Here is a 26283-nt window from a genome sequence, read left to right on the forward strand (position 1 = left end):
GGTGGCAACCTCTCGGCCAACCACGTGGCGCCGGAGGCGGCCGCGCCGAAGATCGTGTACAGCCTGCCCGACCCGGTGCTGAACCAGGCCGCCCGGGACGCGATCAGCGATCACCCGCTGCTGTCCGGGATGGACAAGCGGCACGTGGGCAACGCCGACGTCCTGCCCGGCTACTCGAGCGCGGGCCGTCAGTCGTTCGCCGGTGGGCCCGCGATGCGCCGCTCGTCGGCCGAGGACCGGCACGGCGCGCCGAAGATCACCCGCCGGATGCGTCGCCGGGCCGAGGTGGTCGAGGTCAGCGCGTTCGGCCAGCGGCGCTGGGAACGGGAGCAGGACCGGCCCGGGCAGTGGCGCAGCGCGGTCGACGAGATGCTCCAGCTCACCCCGGGCACGGCCGACCGGGACCTGACCGACCGGCAGCGGGTGATCGCCACCCAGCTGCTGCAGAAGATCCCGGACCTGGCCCCCGGGCTGCCCGCGACCACCCGGACCACCAGCCTGCGGGACGATCTGGAGTCGCTGATCACGGCTCTGGGGCAGCGGCCGGACCCGGAGCCCAGCACCGACCACCTGCTCGAGCAGGTCGAGCTGCGCTCGGCCCTGGGCAGCCGGCTCGGCGGCTACCCGAGCAGCGCCTTCGACGCCCGGATCTTCCGGCCGGAGGGCCGGCCCACCGTGGTCGAGCTGACCTCCCGGGTGCAGTACGTGGCCGAGCAGGGAGTGAGCCAGGCCCAGGTCGACGCGCTCTGGAAGCGCGACCAGGAGACCCTGAACAAGCACTGGAACCAGACCGGCCCGGTGCTGTTCAACGGGGAGCCGACCTACGTGCGGGTCCGGATCCTGCGCGGTGACGAGGGCCGGCCGGCGCACCGGGTGGTGAACGTCTTCCCGGAGATCGGGCTGGACGGAAGGCCGCTCGGCGAGGACGAGTTCAACGTCCGGGTGGACACCGAGGGCTGGGTGCTGCAGCACGAACGCGGCCACCATCTCGGCCAGCCGGACCGCTACGAGAACCAGCCCGTGCGCGAAGACCCCTTCGACCCGGCGGATCCGGGCGAGGAGCCGGAGCGGTCCCGGGCCGAGGTGTTCCGGGAGCGCACCCTGCGGGTGCGGGAGAGCGACACCGGCGAGCAGACCGCGCCGATCAGCCGCCCGGGCACCTTCCTGGACGCCAACGGCGCCCTGATGCGCAGCGATCCCGGCCTGCCGACCCCGCGCGACCTGATCGAGATCCTGCAGCGGGTGGCCGAGGGCGACACCGGGTCGATGGACCACGTCCGGCAGGTCGGCCGGAACTACACCGAGGTGGTGGCCCCGGCCCGGGCGCGCTACCGCCAGGCGGCCCGGGACGTGGCGGCCGGCTCGGCCACCCCGGCCCAGCGCCAGGACGCCGGGTACGCGCTGCTGGACGCCTGGAAGAACCACGGGCGGTACATCCAGCAGACCCTGGAGGAGATCAACGTCGCCTACCGGGCCGCGGCCCAGGCTGCGGACCTGAACCAGACCGGGGCTCTGGCCCGGGAGGCCGACCGGCTCGAGGCCGACCTGCTGCGGGTCGACGCGCAGATCCTGCGGACCACGGCGCTGGGCGAGCCGGCCCAGATCACGTACAAGAAGCTCACACTGGAACGCGAGCCGTCCGGCAGCTACTCGATCAGCTACTCCGGTCCGCTGGAGCGCCCCGACCCGGCGATCGTGAGCTGGCTGGCCAACGCCCTGGACACGCCGGTCACCCTGGACTTCTTCCCGGCCGACCAGCCGGCCAACCCGGCGGCCCAGGCGGTGGCCTCCGGCACCGGGATCGAGGCCCGGCCGGGTGGGCAGCGGGTGCCGACGGTGCTCAACCCCCGGCAGAACTGGTTCGTCGAGGGCACGCTCGAGCCGGACCTGCTCAACCCGGCGGCCTTCGAGCTGGACGGCAACTGGATCGACGCGGCCGCCTCCGGCCTGGTGGTGAGCTTCCCGGGCGCGCCGCAGTCGCTGGCGATGGGCTACGACGCCCACCGGCGCCCGCTCAAGCCGGGCCTGGTCCAGGTGCACGTGCCCCGGGTCGACCGGCTCACCTCGCAGCAGCGTGAGTGGCTGCGCAAGCTGACCCGTAGCCTGACCGCGGAAACGGCCGATCGCACCGCGATCTTCAGCCAGACCCGTAAAGGCAAGCCCTACACCAGCCGGGCCTCGGACTGGCAGCGGCAGCGCAGCACCGACCCGATCCCGGCGCACGACCCGTCCGCCGACACGCTGTTCTTCCACCCGGACCCCACCGGCTTCGGCGCGCAGATGAAGGTCGGCCGGCCCCGGACGCCTTCGCCGGCGTTGAGCAGCCCGGGCTCCACGGACAGCTCGGCCACCGTGCGGGCGCCCGGAACCCCCGGTGGTCAGAACGACATCGGGCTGGGTATCTCCTTCGACACCGGATTCGGCTCGGGTTTCGGCGAGGGATTGGGTATTTCGTTCGCCCGTACCGGGCGGGCCATGCCCTCGGGCGGTACTCCTCCGGTGGCGCCGTCCCCGGCTCCCAGCGAACCCAGCAGCCCGGAAGCCGGCTGGGCGCAGCGGCAGGACGGCGACGTGTACACGCTGGCCTGGAACGGGATGACCGCGCTGGACCTGCCGCCGGTGGTGCCGGAGTCCGGCCGGGCCGCGCTGGTCGTGCTCGACCCGCCGGACAGCGGCGAGACACCGATCGGCAGCGGGGCGTACCGCAGCGTCACCAGCCGGATCGAGGCCGTGCTCGCGCAGAGCGCCGAGAACGGCGTGACCGCCTGGCGGATCTACAGTTCCGAGATCTCCGAGGTGCACGCCCGGGAATGGGCCGACCGGTACGGCCTGGACATCATCCACTCGCCGGGAGTGCTCGACCCTGGCACCTGGAACAGCCGGCCGCTGGAACGTGACTTCGGCAGCGCGGCCACCCCGGGCTGGGTGCGCACTCGCCCGCATGCGGTGGAAGGCGGCGGAAAAGCCTGGCTGGTAGACGATCTGGGTAGCCAGATCAGTCCGCTCCCGGCTGCTCCCGACCCGACCCCGGGCCGGCCGCTCGCCGAGGTGACTGCTCACCGCCGGCAGCTTCCGGGCTGGGAAGGAGCCTTGGACCTACGTTCCGGGCGGGGCTGGATTCATGTCACCCGGGCCGGGGCCGATGTCACCGGGATGACGGTGCCGACCGTGGAACCGGGCTCGACCGCGCTGATTGTGGACGGCGACGGCGCCTCGGCGGCATCCCGCGCCTTGGTCACACGCCTGGTTGAGAGCCTGAGCGGCTCGGCTCGCGAGAAGATCCGCCTGCTGCTGGGGAATGTCCGGCCGGAGTTCGCCGCGCAGCTGTCCCGACAGTTCGGCAGCACGGTGCTGTTCTCCGCTGATGCGTTGAGAATCGACTCCGGCAACGGTTTCCGGTCCTCCGTCGAGACCGTCGCCGACACCGACGTGTTCCGGGGCTGGTTGCGCTCGCAGCCGTTGGGGGAGGGGCCGCACCCTGAGGGCTCGCAGGTCGTCGACGCTGCGCTGATCGAGGCCACCGGGCAGAACCTGTACCCGTCGCCGGCCTGGGAAGGCGTGGTCAACGGCCCGGACCGGCCGGACCGCCTGAGCACGATGCTCAGCGCCGACGGCGAGCGCCTGAAGAAGCGGGCCGACAAGACTCAGGTGGCACTGCGCGGCGTGGTTGCGCCGGTGCACGTGATGCCGACCGCGGCCGGTCTGGTGCTGTCCGACCGTCCGGCCCTGGATCTGGCCGGGCAGCGGCTGCCGGTGCACCCGGACCGGCCCACCGTCTCGGCCGGCCAGGTCAACGACACCGCTACGGCCGAGGCCAAACTGACCAAGTGGCGGGACCTGGCCCCGGGACTGACCCAAGTCGTGCTGCACGACGACCGGGCGCCGCTGCACGAGGCCACCTCGTTCCCCGACACCGATCTGTCGGCCTTGGGTCCGCAGGCCGAAATACCCTCCGGGGCATGGACAGCCGAAATGGCGGCGGCCCTCAACGATCCGGCGCAGGGCCGTACGATCCAGGTGAGTTCCATGCTCGCCACAGTCCGGGACGGTGGGGCCGCCGCGCTGATGCCGTTCGCGGCGATCGACCAGGTGATCTCCGGCCAGGTGGCGCCGGACAGCCTGGCCAAGCCGACGCTCCAGCGGCTGTTCGAGCGGGCGCTGCACCGGCGGGGGATGCTTCCGCCGCCCCGGAGCGGACTGTACGCGCCCGAGACGCTGCGCCAGTGGGTGATCGCCGAGACCAACCTGATGGCTGCCGCCGGCGACCCGCAGCCGTTGCGCACCCTGCTCGACGAGATCATCGCGCGCCCGCGGGTCCGTAGCTTCGACACCGCGCCGAAGTGGATCGGCCCGGAGCTGTCGATCCTGCGCGAGTACCTCGACGGCACCCGGGAGATCGACTATGCCGCCCGGGTGACGCTGCAGCAGGTCGCCACGGCGCTGGCCGCCCGGACCGATCTGCCGGCGCCCGCGCAGAACACCTCGTCCGGCGATCTGGCTCGTTACGTGCAGAGCGAGATCCGGCGGCAGGAGGAGGACGCGCTGGCCCGTGAGGGGGCCCGGCCGGACGCGCTGCAGGACGTGGTGCGCAGCATCATGCTCCCGGACTCGCACCAGGTGACCCGGATGACCACCCAGTACCCGGCGCAGATCGTCGACCTGGCCGGTGACGTCCGGTTGGTGGTGCTGCGGCCGAAGGTGCACCTGCGTCCGGTGGACGGGGTCACCGAGGCCCAGGCGGCGGGGACGCTCGAGCGGATGCGCGAGGGGATCGCCGATTCGTACGGTGAGACCGACGGTTTCGCGGCCGATCACCGCAAGGTGTTCATCCGGGTGGTGCCAGACCTGACCTACGGTGCCGATGCTCCCATGGGTGCGCACGTCATGGACCTGGGCCCGGGCTGGGGCCGGGAACAGAGCGACCGGGTGTTCCTCGACAACCCCCGGACGGCGCTGAGTCACGAGGTCGGGCATGTGCTCGGCCTGGGCGACCGGTACCGCGCGGACCGGGATCGCCCGGAGCCGCTGCGCTACAAGTTCCTGCGGTTGCGGCCGGACGTGAGCCGGGCCGACGAGCGCACGCCGCACGCCGCCCCGACCACGCTCGACCAGGGCCGCACCCTGATGAACTCGAAGGGCTCGGTCCCGACCCTGCGCGACCTGCGGGACCTGTACCGGTTCGTGGTCGAGGGGGAGCGCGAACTCGAGCTCGCTGGGCAGGTGGGGCCGCCGACCTGGCTCGACCGCTACGACCTGCCGGCGGCGCACGACGCTCTGGTCCGGACCGTGCGGACCGAACTGGAGCGCCTGGGCTACGGCGACCTGGTCCCGACACCGGACGAGTCGGCCCCGGACCGGGTCGGTGGTCTGCCGGCCGACCACCCGATCGTCACCGGGACCGATCCGGCCCCGGCCCGGAACTGGGACCAGACCCGGGGCGGCCGGGACGGGCGCTACGAACAGCAGACTCAGATCTTCGCCCCGTCCGGCCGGGACGAGGACGCGGTCTACCTTCAGGTCGAGTTCGATCCCCGGCAGGCCGCGGCCGGTAATGCTCCGGCCCGGGTGCTGATCGGCCCCCGCGGCGACTCCGATCTGGCCGAGCTGGCCTGGAATGCGGTCGCCAACCGTGGGGTCGACCTGCCGCCGGCCGCACGACCGTTCCTGGGCGAGGACCGTCAGGCCGGTGCGCAGGACCTGGCCGACCTGTTGCCGGACGGCTGGACCGCCCCGAACGACGGCGGGCGCCTGCACGCGCACGTCACGCCGAACCGGATTCCGCTGGTGTTCGGGGTGAACGACGCACGTCTGCCCCAGGTGCTGGACGGCTCCGAGCCGCAGGTCCAGCGCGATCTGGCGCGGTTCTTCGCCGACCACGGGCCCTCGCTGACCAACGCGCGGTTGCTGGTCTCCAACCTGCCCACCACCGTGGCCGCGGACCTGGCCCGGATCAGCGGCCGCCGGCTGTTCTTCAGCGCCGATCCGCTGCGCCCCGGAGGCGAACTTCCGTTGCAGGTCGGCCCGGTTCAGGGGACCGACACGCTGCGGGGCTGGCTGCGGGCGGCGCCGGACGCCGCGAACCCCGAGGGTGTGACGATCACCGGGACCGGCTCGACCCTGTTCCCGCCGCCGGTGTGGGACCAGCGGATGAACGGCCTGGACGGCCAGCGGTTCACGCTGACCGACCCGACCGGGCTGGACCACCAGTTCTACGTGCACCGGGTGGCCGCCGGTTTCGCGGTCTCCGACCGGGCCGCGGTGGATCCGGCTCTGGTCCGCCCCGACCGGGACCCGCAGCGCCCGAACCCGGAGTACGCCGCCGAGGCCGACCGGGCCAAGGTGATTCTGGACATCCGGGACGAGCGCCTGCGGGCCCTGGTGGAGAGTCAGCTGCGCCAGCGCTTCGCGGTGCTGGACATCACCCCGCACAAGATCGTCCAGGGACCGAACGCCGCTTGGATCCCGACCGCGGCAAATGCCGGGGCGCAGGTCCCCGGTGACGGGCTGACCTGGCGGACGCCCACGCGCGGAAGCGATTTCCAGCCGCCGTCGATCACCGATGCGATGCGCGAGGGCGCCGACCCGGTCCGGATCACCCTGCCGCGGGTGTTCCGGCGGGACTTCGCCGCGGCCGAGTTCGGGGCGGCGCCGCTGCGCACGCTGCTGGACGGCAACGGCGCGCTGGGGCTGGCCCAGACCGCCCAGCTGCGGGCCGCCCTCAGCCGGGTCGACGCCCTGCTGAGCCGGCTGGGTGACGGTGATCCGGTCCGCACCCCGCGCACGGCCGACGCCCGGGCCGATCTGCGCAGCGCGCTGGAGACCGGCTGGGGCCGGTACGGGATCACCCGCTCGCAGCTGCTGAACCAGGCCCAGCTCGGCCAGAACCTCGGTGAAGTGCTGAATGTGGGGCCGGCGGCGCGGTTCGAGGCCCGCGAGTTCACCGTCCCGGTGCCGGCCGGGACCACGGTGGTGCCGGGCCGCAGCGTCGAGACGGTCAAGGTGCTCGAGATCAGCTTGCGCGACCGGATGATCCGGCACGGCGACGTCTCCGAGGCCGGCCTGGACCGGCTGCGCCGGCAGGAACAGGACAGCCAGGCCCGGTTCTGGAACTCCTCCGGCCCGGTCGAGCTGGACGGCCAGATCTACTTCGTCCGGGCCCGGGTGGTGCCGGTCACCGACGGCAGCCCGGTGGACCACACCAGCCACGTCTGGTCCCGGCAGGGCAACTCCGCCGACCAGGGCGCGGACGAGTTCAACCTGTTCGACGACACCAGCGCGGTGGTCCAGCAGCACGAGCGCGGGCACAACTTCGGCCTGGCCGACGTCACCCTGAACGACAACAACCCGGACCGCGTGGCCGCGGACGCGCTGCGCGGCGAGATCGGGCTGGACGCCTCGGGCCGGACCCGGCCCGCCACCGGCGTGCAGCACCCCAACGCCCTGATGAACCTGCAGGACAGCCGGGACACCGCTCGGCCCACTCCGCAGAACGTCCTGCAGATCGTGCAGTCGTACAAGGCCCGGGTGCCCGATCACCGGGCCGGGGCCCAGCCGGATCCGGAGGCCCTGCTCCGGCTGGAACAGTACGAGCGGCTGCACCAGGAGATCGTCGCCCCGGTACCGAGGACCGCCCAGTCGCGCCGGGACCGGGCCGCGGCCTGGGACGAGCTGGCCACCCGGATCGAGGACGACCTGCTCACCGCCGCCCGGGCCGACCGCCGGGCCGCGGCCCCGGGCACCCCGGAGCGCGAGCGCGGCACCTACGAGATCGCGCACCTGCAGCAGGAACTCGGCGAGGCCCGGTTGCAGGCGGTCGCGATCCGGGCCGACCTCGGCGATCAGCAGATCCCGGTGCCGGGCCAGGGCCTGCTGGTGCTCGACCCGGCCGGGGGCGGCTACCGCTTCCGGCCCGACCCGACGCCGCCGGCCAGCCCGACCCGGGGCCCGCTGCCGGCCGTTTCGGCGCTCACCCTGGACCGGTTGGCCGGCGCGGTGAAACAGCCGGTCTCAGTCGCGGTTCCGCACCTCACACCCAGGCCGAACGGGGTGCTGCCCGGCGTTCCGATGGCCTCGGTGGTGAGGTTCCAGCCCGACGGCGCCCCACCGGTGCTGTCCGGCGTCCGTCCGGACATCTTCGCCGAGCGCGGCCGCCCGGTCCCGACGCCTACCAGCGAGCCCGGTGTGTTCCGGATGCGCGACGCCCGGATCGAGGTGGTCGCCTCCGGGCTGACGATCACCTTCCCGGGGTCGGAGACCGGTGCTGCCTTCGACGCGCGACGGGTGGCTCCGGACGCGGTGTCCCGCACCGTGTATCTGCCTGCGGTGAACGAGCTCACCGGCCCGCAGCGGGAGACCGTGCGTGCGGTGCTGGACGCGCTGAACCCGGCCATCACCCGGGTCACGAACGTGCTCGGGCCGGACTACCGCAGCAACGCCGGAGCCTGGCTGGCCCCGGGCCGTCGGCAGGCCGAGATCCCGGCGTCGATGGGCGAAGGGCTGCCGGAACGCGCTGACGCGGGCCGATGGTCGCCGTACGAGAACCTCACCGCCTCGGCCGCCCCCCACGGGACGAACACCGTCTACTACAACCTGAACGGTTCTCCGGCCAGGGGTTTCCGTAGCCGCCTGCCGATCGGCCCGGGCAACCCGGCCGGCCCGATCCTGGTGGACAGCGTCGGTCGTTACCGCCTGGTGCCGAGCGATGTGCCGGTGCGCCGGGCTGACCGGCCGAACGACTGGGCCCATCCCTCGGCCACCGAGCGGATGATCGTCATGGGCATGCGCACCCCGGGCCACCAGGACCACCGGCCGGGCTGGGAGACCCTCACCGAGCCCCAGGCCTGGGCCCTGTACTCGGCCCAGCTGCGCGGCGAGGCCCGGCACGACGAACTGCGGCAGGACGCCGCCGACCGGCTGATCAGGTTCAACGAGACCTACGGCACCGACTACCCGGTGCACGACGCGCAGCAGGTCAACGCCATCCTGGACCGGGCCCACAAGCTGCTCGCCGGTCGTCCGCTGGTCCGTAACATCCCGTCCGGCCGGGTGATCTCCGGCGCTGACGGCCGGCCCACCACCTTCGTCCAGGAGCTGCTGAACAACCAGAGTTTCCCGACCTTCTGGTCGCAGCTGCAGATGAGCACCGGTGGTACCGACACCGTACGGCGGGCCGAGATCGAGACCGGGATGGGTTACGGCGGGCTGTTCAGCCGTTGGCCCGGCCCGGACGGCCAGACCCAGATGAGCTCGTTCCGTCCGCAGGAGCATCCGATGTCGGGTGCCGCGGTCTCACCGCGCCAGCGCGGGGGCACCTACAGCTACGGTGGCACCGAGCTGTACCTGAAGGACTCGGTGCGCTGGCGGACCACCTACACACCGCGCGACTCGTTCCAGACGCTGAACCAGTACACCGACTCCGAGCACCTTTTCGGGATGATCTCCGACGGTGACGAGAGCACGGTGCGCTACCTGCTCGGTGAGGCCACCGGCTTCCGCTACGACTCGCGGATCCGGCGCGACGTCGAGGTCGGCGGCCGGGCCGAGATCGGCCGGTACTTCGAGGCCCAGTTCCACGGCCCGGTGGGCTGGACGGACGTCGCCGAGGTGGTGGTCAACTGGGGTTCCACGAACGGCACGGCCACCCGGGCGGTGACCCGGGCCGAGGCCGAGGGCATGGTCGACTACCTGAACGACGTGGTGCGGGCCAGCCGGCGGGACCCGGACCCGGCCCGCCGCTACGACTTCTCGGTGCGCCTGGGCGAGCAGATCGGCCTGCTGAACGACGCCGAGTTCGCCGAGCAGCGGGTGCGGAACCTCTTCACGTTCGCCGACGGGGCGGACGAGGTCGACCAGCACCAGGCCCAGCGGATCCTCGACCGGATCGACCGGATGACCAGTCCGGCGCCGTTCCCGGTGCGGGCCGACCAGAGCGAGATGCTCGAGCTGGCCGACCAGCTGGGGTTGACCGACCCCACGGACCCGGGCCTGACCATGGACCGGCTCTGGGCCGTGGCCCAGCGGGCCGACGAACTGCGCGAGGCCCAGCAGAACCGGCGGCTGACCGAGATCGAGGGCGAAGCCTGGCTCAACGCCGAGGTTCTGGTGGGCCGGGCCTCGGGGGACTACCGGTCGCTGGACGAGGTCGGCGGGGTCCGGGGCCAGGCCCTGCGCAACGATGTGCTGCCGGTGGTCACCGCCCTGCTGCTGGCCGACCCGGCGGCCTTGCGGGAGCTCGACCTGGCCGATCTGGTCGCCTCGATGCGGGCGCGTAATCCCGAGCGAATCATCGGGGGCAGCTCCGAGACCGACCCGGCCACATCGTCCTCTGTTCCGGCCCCGCCCGGCAGTGAAACCGCCAGCAGCGAAACAACTGACAACGAGCAGGCCCCGGTGGCCCCGCCGACCACTGGCCTGCGGACCCGCGGGACCGGCGGCTACCGGACCCGCTCGATCTTCACCGAGATGCTCGACGACGTCCCCAGCACCTTCGGTGACGACGACGCGCCGGTGACCAGGACCGTCCGGCCCGAGCCCCCGGCCCCGGCACCGGCCCTGCCCAACCCGGCCGCAACGTCCTGGGATTCGGCTCCCGGGGGCCCCCGGCAGACCCTCGACACCATTCCCGAGGAGCCGGAGAACTCGGACACCGAATCGTTCGACGAGGAGGTTCCCCGGCCGGATCTGCTGCCGCAGAACAGCTTCTGGGACTTCTCGGCCGAGCCGATCGGCCCGCTGCCCCCGCACCGGACGGACGGCCTGAGCGCCCCGGACGACCTGCAGGCCTACCTGGACCAGCACCAGGAGTCCCGGGTGCTGGAGCGGCTGCACCAGCCCGGCCTGATTGACGCCCAGTTCACCGACCTGCACGCCAAGGCCGGCCTGGACGCCCCGGCCGACCCGAAGTCGCTGCGCGGCACCCTGGTCTACTCGCTGCGCGACATCACTCCGGAGCAGGGGGTTTGGCAGGACTTCGGCACCCAGGGCAAGCACCTGGTGAACATCCAGGCCCGGGTGGTGCGCACCCCGCTGGACGGCGCTGCGAGCACCCTGGGCAGCCGGGTGCAGACCGGTACCGAGAGCAGCATGCTGCTGCGCTATCAGGGTGGAAACATCACCGAGCGGCTGCCTTTCCAGGTCACCGTGCCCACTCCGGCGTTCGGCGTGACCCTGGTGCCGAGCGTGCAGGCCCAGCCCTGGCGGCGGACCGGCAGCGACAACGGCCTGACCATGATGTCGACCGCGCACACCGAGTCCTCGCGCGAGGGCAGCATCGCGCCGGACATGCGGCAGGACCTGGAAGTCACCCTGACCGTGCACCACAAGAACGACGACGGCAGCCCCGGCGCCCGGATTACCAGCAACCAGGCCCGGCACCAGGTCACGATCACCTCGGAGCCGGTGCGGCCGATCCGGGACGGCCGGCCGGTGGTGCTGAACGACGCCCAGCGGATGGCCCTGACCGCGACCCCGGACCTGCGGATCGAGGGCATGGTCGACGTGAGCGGGCTGGGGGACTCGCGCAACGCCGCGGTCGGCCGGCTCGGCGACCGGGACCAGGCCGGCAACACGATCCGGACGATGAGCACCCCGAGTTCGATGACCACGGCCGCGCGCTCGGCCACCGGTGTGGCCTCGGCCAAGGTGAGCGGCCCGAAGCGGCTCTTCGGCCTGCGGTCCGGGCGCACCACCCAGTTCCTGACCTCGGCCGCGATCCGCGAACTGCTGCCGATCGGCCTGGTCTCCGACGCCGAGGTGCGGCGCCGCAACGACCTGAACTCCTCGGCCCGCTACACCGACGCCCGGGCCCGGGGCCTGACCCTGGGCGGCGTGTTCACCGCGGTCGTCGGGGTGCCGGTGCTGAACTTCGCCTCCGGTGAGGTGATGGTCTCCGGCACCTGGGAGAACGGCCGCTCGAACACCCAGGACAACCAGTTCGGGCTGGAGACGACCACCAGCACCGAGGCCGACAGCGTGCTGTTCAACGCCCGGTTCGAGGTCCAGGACCGGGTCTGGGACACCCAGAACAAGCGCTGGGCCGACTCGCTGTTCGGCGCCGAGGCCGGCCCGCGGCCGAGCGTCTACGGCATCGTCAGCGTCCCGCTGACCCAGGCCCGGGCCCTCGGCCTGCCGCTCGGTGACCTGCCCACCCAGCAGCTCACCCTGCCCACCGAACTGCCCGCGCCGATCGAGGCCCTGCAGATCATCGGTACCGACAGCTGGTCGGCGCTGGCCGGCACCAGCGTTCCGGTGCAGACCTCGGCGATGCTGGTCGACCAGATCACCCAGATGATCGCCGACGCCGGGGCCCCGCACCTGCTCGAGGACCTGAGCACCCACACACTGATCCGCAGCGAGCTCGGCCCGGCGGCGCTCGAGCACAACATCGCCTTCACCGTGCGCGGCCCGTCCCAGGCGTTCCACCGCACCCGTGAGGCGATCGTCGAGGTGCGGCCCCGGTTGAGCAGCCTCGAGGACTGGCTGAACACCCAGGAGGGAAGCCAGGTCTCGGGCGCCGTGAGCACGGTGCGCCAGCGCGGGGTGGCCCAGTTCAACGGCTTCATGCTGCTGCTGCAGGGCGCCGGCCGAGCGCTCGGCCCGGCCGCCGGAGCGGGATACACCCTGGCCTGGTACCGCACCCAGAGCACCACCACCACGCAGACCGTGGTCTCCGTGCCGGTCCCGGGCCGCGACGCCGAGTCGGCGAGTTCGGTGCGCAGCTACGAGATCTCGGTGCGGCTGGTGCGCCGCCCGGCGATCAACACCTTCGCCGACCTGGCCGAGCGTTTCGGTGGCAGCCCGGACCGTCGGGTGCCGCTCGCCCTGGAGCGCGCCCAGATCGACGTGCCGGCCCAGACCCGGGTGCACCCGCTGCTGCTGAACCGCGCCGATTCCGAGCTGACCGGCCCGGGCACCCCCGCCTCGGCCGCGCACACCGTTCTGCAGGTGCGCGAGGCCAACGCCCTGCTCGACCTGGTCCGCCGGACGATGGCCCGGGTGGGCAAGCCGCACGTCCTGGACGCCTACGCCGACCAGGTCAACGCCACCTTCGGCGGGCACACCCTGCCCACCGTGACCGGTACCGGCGGGCTGGCGATCAGCGTGGCCGGCCTGTCGGTCAAGACCACGGTGAACACCCTGGACAGCCGGATCGTCGACGTGGTGGGCGACCTCGGGCGGATCGTCAAGGTCAAGGACGGGACGATGGCGCTCGGCGAGCGCCGGTTCGACCACGGGCCGTTCGGTTTCGTCGGGTTGTTCGGCCAGATCCGTCCGGAGGCGATCCAGTCCACCCTGCAGAGCACCGTGCAGGGCCGCAGTTCCTACCGCTGGCGGGCGACCAAGTACCACTCGGTGTTCGGGTACGTCAGCAACACGCTGGAACTCAAGCCGGAGAACACGGTCTCGGTGCTGATGCGGCACCACCTGCAGCTGCAGGCCGACGTCCGCCGGCTGCCGGTGCCGTTCTCGCTGAAGCCGCGCGGCCGGGAGCTGTCCGCGGTGACCGAGGTGACCCAGCCGGACGCTCTGCTCACCTCGGTGCCGATCACCGACCCTTCGCTGGACTCGGTGGTGGCGCCGACGATCGTGCGGAACGGGCCGGTGAAGCTGCAGAACCCGCTGGCGCTCGGCCCGGCCCGGCCCGGCCGTTCGGTCAACGAGGGCTTCGTGCTCGGCCAGGCGGTCACCACCGAGGTCTCCGGCTTCGACCCGGCCCGCGCCGAGAAGCTGCTGGGCGACTTCCTGGACGCCTTGCCGGCGAAGCTGCGCGAGCGGTTGTTCCCCAGCGACGGCCGTCCGGTCCGGGCCCACAACCTGGAGCGGGTGCAGGAGATCCTGAAGAACCCGGAGCGGCACGGCACCTCGCTGCTCGACGGGGTACCGGCCGACCTGCTGCCGGAGAACAGCCGTTCCGACGTCCGGATCGGCCGGGCCACGCTGAGTTTCGTCCCGCGCACCGACGTCCGGGTGGACAGCCTGGACACCGCTCCCGGCTCGATCACCACCGAGGTCGACAACGCCGCGATGGACGGCTCCAGTCACCTGGGCCGGTGGAACAACGAGATCGCCGCCGGCCCGCAGATGACCGTGGCGCCCGGTTCCGAAGGCGGTAACAGCCAGTTCGCCGGTACCCAGACCGGTGAGGGCGCGGCCGCCGGGGTGAACGCCGGTGCGGCGCAGGGCACCCTGACCAACTCCTCGATCCGGGAGAAGTCGACCAGCGGGGCCTCCGGGTTCTCCCGCTCGGTGAAACACAAGACGTCCGGGGTGCGGGCGGTGGCCGAGGTCACCGGCGACTTCGTGCTGGAACTGGACATGCTGGTGGACGGGGTCCGGCACCAGTTCTCGGTGTCGGCCGACCAGGTGACGATGAAGCGTCAGTTCGACGCCCAGGGCCTGCGGCACACCCACCCCGAGGCCGGCCCGATCACCCTGGACAACCGGCTGCGGCGCAGCCCGGGCAAGCTGATCAAGGACCCGCCCGCCGCCGAGCCGGCCCAACCGCCGCGCCGGAGCCCGGGCAAGCTGATCAAGCCGATCCCGGCCGAGTTGGGTGGCCGAGCAACTCCGTTCGAGATTCAGGTCACGAGCGAGGTCGAGATCACCCATGACGGTGAGGTCACGCCGGACGACCCGCACGAGGCCCTGGCCGGCCTCCAGGGTGACCCCGGCAACCAGGTCGAGATCACGGCTGAGCCGGCCCGCCGCAGCCCGGGCAAGCTGATCAAGCCGATCCCGCCGGAGTTCGGTGGGCCCGAGCCGGAGCCCAAACCGGTCCCGGCGCGCGACCAGACACCGCGGCGCAGCCCGGGCAAGCTGATCAAGGACATCCCGGACGAGGTCAGGAACCGGCCCGCCCCGGAGCCCGACCCGGACACCGTCGGCGCGGCCCCCTGGCCGCACCGCTACGCCACGCCGGAGCCCACCGAGGGCCGCGACGCCCTGCGCTCGGCTCTGCGCAGCGCCGTGTACTCGGTCGTCGGCCCAGACACCACCGACCGGTTCGCCGCCGACCAGCGGGTCAAGGACATGAGCACGATCGCCAGCGTGCACAGCATGCTGCGCTCGGTGCACGAGAAGTCCACGGAGGTCCTGCGCGGGGTCACCGTGCAGGCGGTGATGCTGAACCCGCGCTTCGACGGAACCGTCGGCCAGGCCGAGACCTTCACCGACAACCCGGCTTCCGACGTGCTGGCCCCGCCGCCCGCGATGGAGTCCGACGAGCGCGACATCCGCACCCGCACGGTCGGGGTCGGCTCGGCCGGTGTGCCGGTGGTCAGCGCGGTCGCCACCACGGCCACGCCCGCGGTGCCGTTGCCGACCGTGCAGACCACCAAGTACGTGGGTGACCAGCTCGGTGGCAGCGCCTACACCGGCAACCGGGCGGGCGTGACCGAGGAGCACGCCGCCCTGGTCTACGACCTGCGGTACCTGGTGAAGACGGCGGCCGGGACGATCCGGGTGGACGTTCCGGCGGGAGCCCGCCTGCGGGTGCCGGTCTCGGCTCTGCCCGACCTCAGCCTGCCCGAGGGCCAGGCGCCGATCACGGTGCCGGAGGGCGCGGCCCAGCCTGCTCTTGAGCACGCCCTGCTGCAGGACGAGCTGACCAAGCTGCACGACCTGGTCCAGACCCGGCTGGCCGCGCAGTACCGGATCGACCGGCTTCTCGAGGCACAGGTCGGGGTGGACGGCCGGGTCGGGCCGGACGAGCTGGGTACCTCGGAGAAGGCTGACCTTGAGAGCGACGCCGAGAGCTTCGAGGAAAAGGGCATCGAGGTCTCGGCCGGCGGTGCGGTGGCCGAGACCTCGGACGCGGCGGGTACGCGGGAGTTCCGGGACAGTGACGTTCTGGAGACCAAGGACGAGTTCGGTCCCGTTGCCGACGAGAAGTCGATTGACGCTCTGCTCGCCGATGACGGCCCGGTCGACGAGGGGGTCCAGCGGGACGCCCGGGCCGACGAGATCGAGGAGCTGCGGCAGCAGGTCGAGGAACTCGGCGTGCAGATCGACGAGCAGCAGCGGGCGGCGGCCGTGGCCACCGCTCGTTGGGAGGCCGCCAAGTTCCTGGCCGACCAGCGCGGTACAGAGCTGCCCGAGCCGCTGACGCAGGAGATGTCCGGCGCTCTGCCGGAAGGCTCTCCGGACACGGTTTCGCTGCTCACCATGGACAGCAGCGCTGACGCTGAACCGGCGGACGTCCTGGATTCTGATCCGGAAGCAGCCGAGAGCTGGTACGTCCAGTCCGCCGAATCGTCGCTGCCCCCGGGCGATGGGCGCTGGAACGATGGCCTTCCCACCGAGGAAACGGCCGCCACCCGGCCCGGTGTCTGGCCGGCCCGTACCCCGCGCATTGCTTCCGCCTCGGCCTCTTTCAGCGCGGACGGCACTCCGGTCGTAGGCGCAGCCGGGCTGGCCGGTGGCTCGGTGGTGCTGAGTAGCCAGATGCTGTCCACCGGGCGTTCCAGCGGCGAATCGACGCCGTCGGACCAGCAGTCGCTAGCCGAGAACGACGCACTGGACAACGAATTCGCCCGTCTGGCGCAGATCGACGCGGACCCGTTCGAAACCCGGGCGAACAACGAACTGGTCGCCACACTGCGTCCGGCGCTCGACCCGTCCCTCATCGACCCCAGCGACCTGCTCGACCCCTCCAGTCGCCCGGCCGAGAACTCGTTCGCCTCGCTGGCCACGCTTCTGCGCAGCGGCACGGTACGCCCGCCCAGCGAGACGGCCAGCGAGTCGTCCACCGACGCGGTGCTGGATGAATTCGCCCGTCTGGCCCAGATCGATCCCGAAGTGTTCGCCGCTCCCGCGGCCGGCAACACCCAGTTGGCGGCGGTGCTGCGGGCACTCCTGGGCACGCCCGCCGACTCCGATTCCGCCGACCCGGCCGGGATTCTGGACCCGAGCAACCCGAGCAACCCGAGCAACCCGACGGGCCAGATGGCTTCCCTGGCGGCCATGCTCGAGGGCGACGGCCGTCCGGCCGACAGCCTGACGGAGGAGTTCAACCGCCTGGCCCAGATCGACCCCGACGTGTTCCGGGCGTCCGGGCTGGAGCAGTTGCAGGCGCTGTTCGACCCGACCAGCGGTGCGGCCGGCGACGGATTTGCCTCGCTGGCGGCGTTCTTCGGCGGCGCCCAGGACCGCTCGGGCGAGCGTTCCGGGGATTCGGCAACGGACGATGTGGCCGGCCTGGTCACGGATCCGGACTCCGGCGACGGTGAGGTCCGAACCTCTGAGAACAGTGGTGAGGGCAGCGGGCTGCGCCCGGCCGACCCGGCAGCCGAGGATTCCGGTGGTCGCTCCGGCGAGGAGACCACCCGGCGGTCCGGCGAGGACGTCGTGGAGCCGGCCGTCGACCGTTTCGGCGAACTGCTTTCGGACGATCCTGATTTCGTTCCGGCGGACCTGGCTGACCCCGAAGTGCTGGGCACCGAGCGGATCTCGCCGGAGCAGCTGCACGACATGGTCCTGCGGGCGGTCACGGCCGAGCTGGAGGGCGACTTCCGGGGTGAGGACGATGGCCGCCTCGACACCATTCGTGAATCGCCGGAGCCGGGGGAGAACCTCGACACTCCGGAAGGAGAGCGGCCCGCGCGGAACCGCGAGGGTGACTCGGCCCGCGAAGGTGACCCGGCTCGGGAGAGCGACCCGGCGCGTGAAGGTGACTCTGCGCGTGAAGGCGATGTGGTGCGCGAGGGCGATCTTGCGCGGGAGGGTGACACCAGGCGGGAAGGTGACCTGGCTCGAGAGGGTGACTCGGCTCGGGAGGGTGGCCTGGCGCGTGAAGGCGATGCGGTGCGCGAGGGCGATCTTGCGCGGGAGGGTGACAGCAGGCGGGAAGGTGACCTGGTTCAGGAGGGTGAGCTTGCGCGCGATGGTGATCCGCTCCGGGAGAGCGACACTGGGCGCGAAGGTGAGCTGACTCGGGAGGGTGACCCGGTCCGTGAAGGCGACTCGGCTCGGGATGGCGAGCTCGCGCGCGAGGACGACATCCGGCGTGAGGGTGACCGGAGCCGGGAGAGCGACTCGGCCCGGGACGGTGACCGGACTCGTGAAGGCAACCGCGAGGGGGAGCGGGATAGCACCCGGGAACGTGAGGGTGACTCGCGCCGTGAAGGTGAGCGTGAGGGTGACGCGCGGCGCGAAGGTGAGCGTGAGGGCGAGCGCGAAGGGGACTCGCGCCGTGAGGGGGACCAGGAACGGGAAAGTGACCAGGATCCCGAGGGCGACCCGCGCCGGGACGGTGAGCAGGACGTCCTTACCCGGATGCCCCCCGTCGCCGCCGACTTCCGGATCGGCCTGCCGATCCGCGACAACCTGGTGCGCCGGATCCAGTCCTCCCTCGAGGAGATCGGCGCGCTCGACAGCTCCCTGGGCAACCGCTGGCACCGAGGCCTTCAGTCAGCCATCGAACAGCAGGTGACCACCAGCGCCCTCACCCAGCTGGTGACCCCCCGACCGGACGGCCGCGCCCAGGTGCGCACCATCGTCCTCAGGCAGGAGTCTCGTACCATCGCCCCCTCGAACCGGTGGGTCAGCGTCACGATCCGGGCCACCAGCGAGGCCGACCCGGGCAACCCCGGCGTGCCGGTGGTCAGCTTCTCCGCCTACACCCAGTACCGGGTCGGCCCGCGTAACTGGGTCAGCAACATCACCTGGTCCGGGCTGCGCCGCCGGATCGGTGGCGAAGACTTCGTCGGGGAGCAGACCCGCCAGCGCAACGCCGAACTGTCGCCGGCCGAGTTCGGTTTCAACGCTGACGGCACGCCGCGGGTCTACCGGTACGAGCGCGCTGGGGACCTGGCGTACGTTCCCACCGCTCCCCGCCGCCCGCTGAACCCGCCGATGACGGTGCCGCCCGCGGAGCGTTCGCCGCGAGGCGAGGAGGACGCGGCGCCGGCCGTCACTCCGTGGCAGGACCCGGCTCAGGGTCTGCTGCGACGGGCTTCGCTGGCTGGGCACGACATCCCGACCCGGGCCCGGCCGCTGAACGAGACCCGGCCCACCGGGCGGGAGACGACGGGGAGCACGCAGGACGGTTACCAGCTGCTGCGGACCGCGCGGGGGGCTCGGTTCGCCGACCGGAAGCTGAACAACGCTTACGAGCGCACCGGCGCTACGATCGAGCGGCTGCAGGTGGACAGCGTGCCGGCCGTGGTCCGGGTGCTGGCCGCCCAGCAGGTACGCGACCAGCGGCACTACCGGGCGCCGTCGGCGGAGCAGGTGGCTGCCATCGACCAGACCGCCGTAGACGCCGGCAACGAGCTCGCCCAGATGGACGTGGTGCTGGTCAGCGCCGACAACGTGCTCGGTCAGCTGCGCCGGGACCAGGCCGCGCAGCTGGTGAACCAGGTCTGGGAGCACGTCGCCGGGATCACCGATCTGGGCCCGGACGGGCGGTTCCGGCCGCTGGCCGAGGCGGCCGAGCACCCGGCCGCGGTCAACGAATGGCTGCTGAACCAGGCCGATCACCTGCACCTGCTGCCCCGGCCGGTCTCGGTGGCGACCACGCTGACCGACGACGCGGGCGCCGAGAGCAGCCGCCGGTCCCGGCCGCCGGTGAACCGGCACAGCAGTGTTCAGTCGTTGCGCCGCACGCTGTTCGGTCAGCGGCTGCCGCAGCTGCGCCAGAGCCAGACCCGGAGCCTGGACGACCTGCACCCGCGGGCCCAGGCGCTGGCCGACTCGCTGGCCGCGAACCCGATCGTGCCGTCCGGGAGCCGGGACGCCGGCCTGGACCGGATCACCCCGGTCCGCTCGGGCACCGGCTCGACCACCGACAGCGGCGACGGTGGCACGTCCGGCCTGTCCCGCCGTCCCGCCCTGCGGATCGCGCCGTCCGACGGGCCGCCGGCGCCGACGCTTTCGGTGGTGCCGTACTTCCCCCGGGCTGCCGGTCAGCTGAACACCACCGATGTGCAGAACATCGCTGCCATGGTGGCTCGGATCCGTTCCCTGGCAACTGCTTTCGATCTGAACATGGAGGACTCGCAGATCGGCCGGATCACCGAGCCGATGGTGCACGAGTTCGACAGCTTCTTCGGTGACGGCCGGACGATCACCATCGAGGCCCGGGCCCACCGGCCCAACCTGTTCGGCCGCCGCTCCCGCAGCCAGGTCGACGTCGGGATCCAGCTGCGGCAGGTGCGGCAGGACAGCGCGCTCAGCCAGCCGAACACCCAGCACCGGCAGGAGATGTACCCGCGGCGCTCGGCCACCGGCACCAAGTCACGGGTGCGGGGTAAGGGCGGCAGTGTGCCGCTGGCGATCACCCTGCTCTCGCCGGTGGGTGTGGGTGGCTCGCTGGAACTGTCGGCCGGCTGGCTCAGCCAGGTGGTGCACCGGCGCGACATCGTGGTGGCCGACCAGCGCTCGCTGCGCAGCAACGGCGGCTCGGAGTTCCCGATCCGCTTCGAGTACGTGATCACTCTGACGCCGACGAAGCTCAAGGCAGGGCAGACGCCGCAGTCCGGTAACGTGCCCGGCGCGGCGAAGATGCTGGCCCCGAAGGACCTGCTGGACATCCAGTGGACGCCCGAGGCGGAACGGATCACCCGCGAGGTCACCCAGCAGCAGAACGACGCCATCGTCACCGCGCCGTCGCTGGCGATCGACGCGGTGGTGGACCTGACCGAGTTCGTCACCGACCCGGACGATGCGGACGGGGACAACCCGATCGGCGTGGATCTGCTGACCAGCCGGCGCAACGCGCTGCCGTCGGCGATCACCGCGCCCAGCGCCCCGGGCCGGGAGAACAGCGAACGGATCTCGCACGGCACGGCGCTGCAGCGTGACCTGATCGGCATGCTGGAGGGCCGTTTCGACTCGACCACGCTGCGCGGGGCCAAGAAGAAGGACTGGACCGCGCTGAACACCAGCGCCACGATCACCCACCTGATGCCGCTGGGCGTGGGCAGCTCGGCCAACCAGCGTTCGGCCCGGGTCACCGGCCAGAACGTGGTGCTCAGCCAGGGCCAGGCGGTCGACCTGAGCGGGGCCGTGGGCCCGGCCGTGGGTGTCCCGGTCACCGACCTGGTGTCCTGGCTGGCCTGGCGGCTGATGGCCAGCGGCGGCTACAGCTGGCGCAACACCTCCGACGTGGTGCACTCCACCCAGGACAAGGAGGGCTACCAGATCAACCACCCGCGGGCCCTCTACCTGGCCAGCGTGAACCTTTCCGACCTGAGCTACCGGCCGGAGACCTCGACCTGGCAGGAGCTGAACCCGGGCGGCCACGAGATCCACGTGGTGCTGAGCCTTTCCAAGTTCGAGGCGGCCGGGTTCGGCCTGCCGGGGGTGGACGGCGTCAAGCCGATGCTGACCCGCTACGACCCGGCCTCCGGGCAACCGGCCCGCACGTTGCCGGCCTGGTTCGAGGACGGGCAGGCGCCGGTGGGTACCGGCGTGAACCTGATTCCGCCGCGCGACCTTCCGGGCGAACTTGAGGACGCGGTGCGCGGGTTGGTCAGGGAGGCGGGCTTCGGGGACTCACTGACTCAGGGACAGGGCGGCCCGCCGACCAACTCCAACCGCACGGCGGTGGAGCGGTACTACAAGGACCTGGAGATCCGCGAGAAGGTCACGCTGAGCTCGCTGGTGACCATGCGGCCGCGGACGATCGAGTTCGAGCGCGGTTCGCTGGGCTGGAACGACGTGCTGACCGTGACGATCACGCCGTTCCGGGGCGAGCCGACCTACCAGGGGCACTGGGACAGCGCGCTGGTCCGCTCGATCAACCTGCACACCACCAGCACCTCGTCGGACCAGGCGCGCAGCCGCCGGGCCGGCTGGCTGACCGATCTGCGGGCCCGTTTCGCCGGCGCGAACGTGGGCCCGGGCGCGGCTTTCCGGATGCAGTGGGAGAAGACCCGCGCGACGTCGGCCGGCACGGTGCAGCGCGGGCACGCGCTGTGGATCGGTGACCCGACCACCGACGTGTTCAGCACCGACCTGCACTACGTGATCGAGGCGCAGGTGGAGCGGCGCTTCCGGCCGTTGGCGGCGCGGCGGCTGGCCGGTCCGGACGCGGCGGCCGACGCGGCCCGGGAGCAGCTGATCCAGGAGGCGGCCGGCGGCACGACCCGGCGGCAGCAGCGGCTGGCCAGCAGCAGCCCGGCCGACGTCACCACCACCGAACCAACGACGACCGAACCGATGACGACGGAACCGGCGACGACGGAACCGGCGACGACGGAACCGGTTACGTCGAGCGAGGCGACGACGGAAGGAATCGCGCCGGCTGGGACCACCACGACGGGTGGGACCACGACGGGCGACGGCACGATCAGCCAGGCCACGCAGGACCAGATCACACCGGTTCCGGAAACGACCACCGCGGCGACGACCACCGCGGCGACGACCACCGCGACCGACCGGACCGCGACCGACCCGGCCACTACCGCCCTGACCACGACCGAGACGCTCACCCCGGGAGACGAAGGCTCGGACGCCGGGGACTCGACCTCCGGGCAGGCGATCGTTGCCGACTCCCCGCGTCGTCAGGTCCGGCTGATCCGGCCGACCGTGGTCAGCCGGATCGGCACGATCACCGTGCCCCGGGCCCTGACCCGCACCGCGGGCTCGCGCGACTGGCCGATGATCGGCCCGTTCCGCTACGACCGCACCGACGTCCCGGCCGGCCGCCAGATCCACCCCCGCCCGGCGATGCTCGACCACCGCGGTACCCCCGGTACCGGGCACGCGGCCGACCGTCGCACGGTGATCTTCGTGAGCCGCGTGGACCAGGTCCTCGACGCGATGAACGACCTGGCCACCCGGGTCTCGGACGCCGAGTTCGTGCACACCTACCAGAACGAGATCGAGGGCACCTTCGGCCCGGAGGCGCTGGACAGCTCGTTCAGCACCCAGGTCGTCTACCGCCGCTACCGCAACGTCGAGATGGCGGCCCGGTCCAGCCTGGACAACTCCCAGGTGCTGCAGGTGCTGCCGCTGGGCATGTTCAGCGAGATGGCCCAGCTCGGCGGCCAGAGCGCGGGTTCCGGCACCGTGCGCTCGCGGATGTGGGACTTCGTGCTCGGCCCGAGCGGCCGGAGCACGGCCTTCGGCCACTACTTCCAGGCCTCGCTGAACGGCCGGTTCGGGCAGAGCCGGAACAACGCCGAGAACCTGAACTTCAGCGCCGACCGCGATCTGAACACCGTGCAGGGCCCGACCCACATCCTGTTCGTGGTCAGCAGCAACCTGGCCTGGCAGCTGGCCGCCGCGCACGAGATGTCGCGCTCGCCGCTGGCCAACCGGGTCCGCACCCGCCGCGAGGTGGGCGAGATCTCGGTGCCCAACGGCGCGATCGAGCTGCTCACCGAGCGCCAGGCCCGCCGGGTGACCACCGACCCGGCCACCGGCGAGAAGCTGCTGGACGGCCTGGACCGGCTGATGGCCCGCAACCGCGCCTGGGGCAACTCGCCCAAGGCCCGGACCTGGCTGCAGGAGCACGGTTACGACCCGGGCAGCGTTCCGGTGCTGCCGGACCTGCCGGCCGACGCGATCATGACCCTGGAGCCCCCGCCGTACCTGCAGGGTGGGCCGAAGGCCTCGCTGGGCGCCGGTTTCCCGGCCGAGGTGCCGAACCTGACCTATCTGCTGGACCGGCTGATCACCCGGATGGGCCCGTACGCGGACATGATCTTCCCGCCCGGCGGCCGGGACAAGAAGGACAACCGGGGTCTGGCCACGCTGCTGCTCGGCGAGGACGGCGTGGCGGGCTTCCTGAACGGGATGATGGACGGCGGGGCGGTGATCCCGTTGAAGTCGTACGGCCACAGCGCGGTGAGCAACCGGCTGCAGCGGCCCACTCCGCAGGCGATGGCCACCGCCCACCGTCTGGCCCACGCCGCCGCCCAGGACGGCGACGGGAACCCGGGCGGGGACGGAACCGGGGCCGAGACCAGCCGGTCGGCTCAGCGCCGGGCCCAGCGGATGCAGGCCCACACCGACGCGGCCCGCCGCGCCGGGAAGAACAAGACCGCGATCTTCAGGGTCGAGGTCGAGACCGCGCGGGCGCAGTTCGACGAGGTCATCGCCGACGGCGGCGACCTGGAACTGTACAGCGACGCCACGGTCACCCGCAGCCAGCGGCTGGCCCGGATCAACCGGGTGCTGGCCTCGCTCACCGCCGGCTACGGCTACCTCGGCGAGCCCGGGCAGCCGGTGCGGGCCGCGGTCGGCGCGAACCCGGGGGTCAGCTACCAGGCGGCGTCCGAGAACAGCGCCTCCGGCAGTGAGACCAGCCGGGCTATGAAGATGAACTGGATCGTCGGGCACCGGGTGGCGTTCCGGGTCCCGATCACCCGGGTCCGGCTCTCGGTGGAACTGCCGAACGGCGCCACTTTCGAGGTCGACGACCGCCCGGCCACCGTGCCCGGCCCGGACGGCACCCCGCAGATCGCCGAGGACTCGCCGCTGCAGCCGATGCTGGTCGAGGTGGCGGCCAGCACGCTGCGCGCCACCAAGCCCGCCGACGCCCCGGCCGACGAGCCCGGCCCGGCGCCGATCACCGGTGCGGGCGGCCCGATCTTCCGGTTGGCCCCAGGCGCGTCCTCCCGCTCCGGGCAGGCCGCCGACCCGGCCGACCAGGGGGTGACCAGCCGGACCGGTAGCTGGAGCCCGGCCACGGTGGAGCAGTACGTCCAGAACTTCCTCGGCGCCCGGCAGCACCAGATGCCTTCCCAGGCCTACGTCGAGTGGTTCCTCGGCACCCCCGAACTGCGCGAGCTGATGAACGCGGCCAAGGGGCCGAACCGGAACTTCAGCATGGACGACCGGACCCGGCTGCAGCTGATCAGCAGCCCGGAGTCGGTGCACGGCTGGCTCCCGCTGGCCGAGACGGAGAAGGGGTTCCAGGCTCCGCGCCGCGGGCTGACCGTCTACGCCCGGCTGCGCAACGCCGTCACGGTGGCCACCGGCAGCGACTTCCGGATGGGCTTCGAGGACCCGCAGGGTCTGTACCTGCCGTCGGTGCCGCGCTCGATCACCGCCCCCACCCGCTACCTGACCAACGAGGCCAGCGCCAACATCGGGATGGGCCCGGGTGTGGTGCAGTCGGACAGCCGGGGCGAGAGCGGCGGTGGCCCCCGGGTGGTGCGCGGCGTCGGTGACCGCGACGCGTTCAGCGACACCTCGGTCCTGAACCGGATGGTCCGCCGGGGTGGGCCCTCGGTCCTGGTCCGGTACGACGTCGACTTCCTGACCGTGTACCAGGGCCGGCACGCCACCCGGCTGACCGTGCGTACCATCGAGGGCGGCGTCGGCCTGCGGATGAACGCCGACATCGCCCGGGACAAGCTCGACTTCACGATGGACGCCCGGACCCGCCAGCCGGACGACCAGCTGAAGGAGCTGGACAAGACCGGCACGCTGCGCCAGCAGGCCCGGCACACCATGCTGACCCGGGCCCTGGAGCTGCAGCAGCTGACCGACGACCACCGGGTGGAGGAACTCGACGAGGCCGGGCAGCCGATCCCGGACCCGGACTTCGAGGCCGCCCGCAACCAGGCCCAGCTGGACCTGCTGCTCGCCCAGGACGCCTACGACCAGGCCGATCACGCGTTCCGCACGGCGATCATGAACTGGCTCGGGGCCAAGCGGGTGGCCGACCGGGCACTCGACTCCACCCTGGGCGACCAGCGCTTCTCGCATGCCGGCCCGCGCCCGCCGGCCCCGCCGCCCCCGCCCGCCGCACCGGTGGCCGAGACGTCCAGCCAGCGCCGGCCGTCTACCATTCGCAGCACTTCGCAGTCCAGCCTGGAGTCCCAGGCCCGCTCGGGCCGTCGGTCGCGGCCGGAGTTGCCGGTGATCCGCGAGGACCAGCTGTTCGGGAGGATGGAGACCCTGTTCGACGAGCCGGAGCTGCTCGACGACCAGGCCGCGTCCGGGCCCTCGGGCGGCCCGAGCCGGGAGCCGTCCCCGGTTCCCGCCCTCGGCCTGAGCCGGGATCTCGACCCGCTGCCCCCGGTGGAACCGGACTGGACGGTCCGCTCGAGCGCGGCGGGCCTGATCCTGGACCGGGCCGGGCAGGAGGGCATCCGGGTTCCGGCTGCCCCGCAGCCGGGCTGGACCACGATCGAGGCCGGCTCCGACGCGATCACCGGCGCCGACCCGCAGGTGCTGGGCGAGGTCCGGCGGATGCTCGCGGACGAGGGCCGTGACATCGAGCGCTACCTGCTGCGGATCCCGGGGGTCACGATCACCGACGCCCGGCAGCTGGCCGACGACCTGGGCATCGAGCTCGCGGTCGAGGACGCCGGGTCCGGGGTGATCACC

General features: G+C 72.3%; 1 protein-coding gene (cut by both window edges). It reads left to right on the forward strand.

This entire window lies inside a single protein-coding gene on the forward strand: locus LR394_RS05330, encoding a WXG100-like domain-containing protein. The 71967-nt coding sequence extends 17220 nt beyond the window's left edge and 28464 nt beyond its right edge, so the window shows coding positions 17221–43503 — codons 5741 (complete) to 14501 (complete); the first codon wholly inside the window starts at position 1. Both the start codon and the stop codon lie outside the window.

The sequence above is a fragment of the Kineosporia babensis genome (assembly GCF_021129305.1).
In the GTDB taxonomy this organism is placed as follows: domain Bacteria; phylum Actinomycetota; class Actinomycetes; order Actinomycetales; family Kineosporiaceae; genus Kineosporia; species Kineosporia babensis.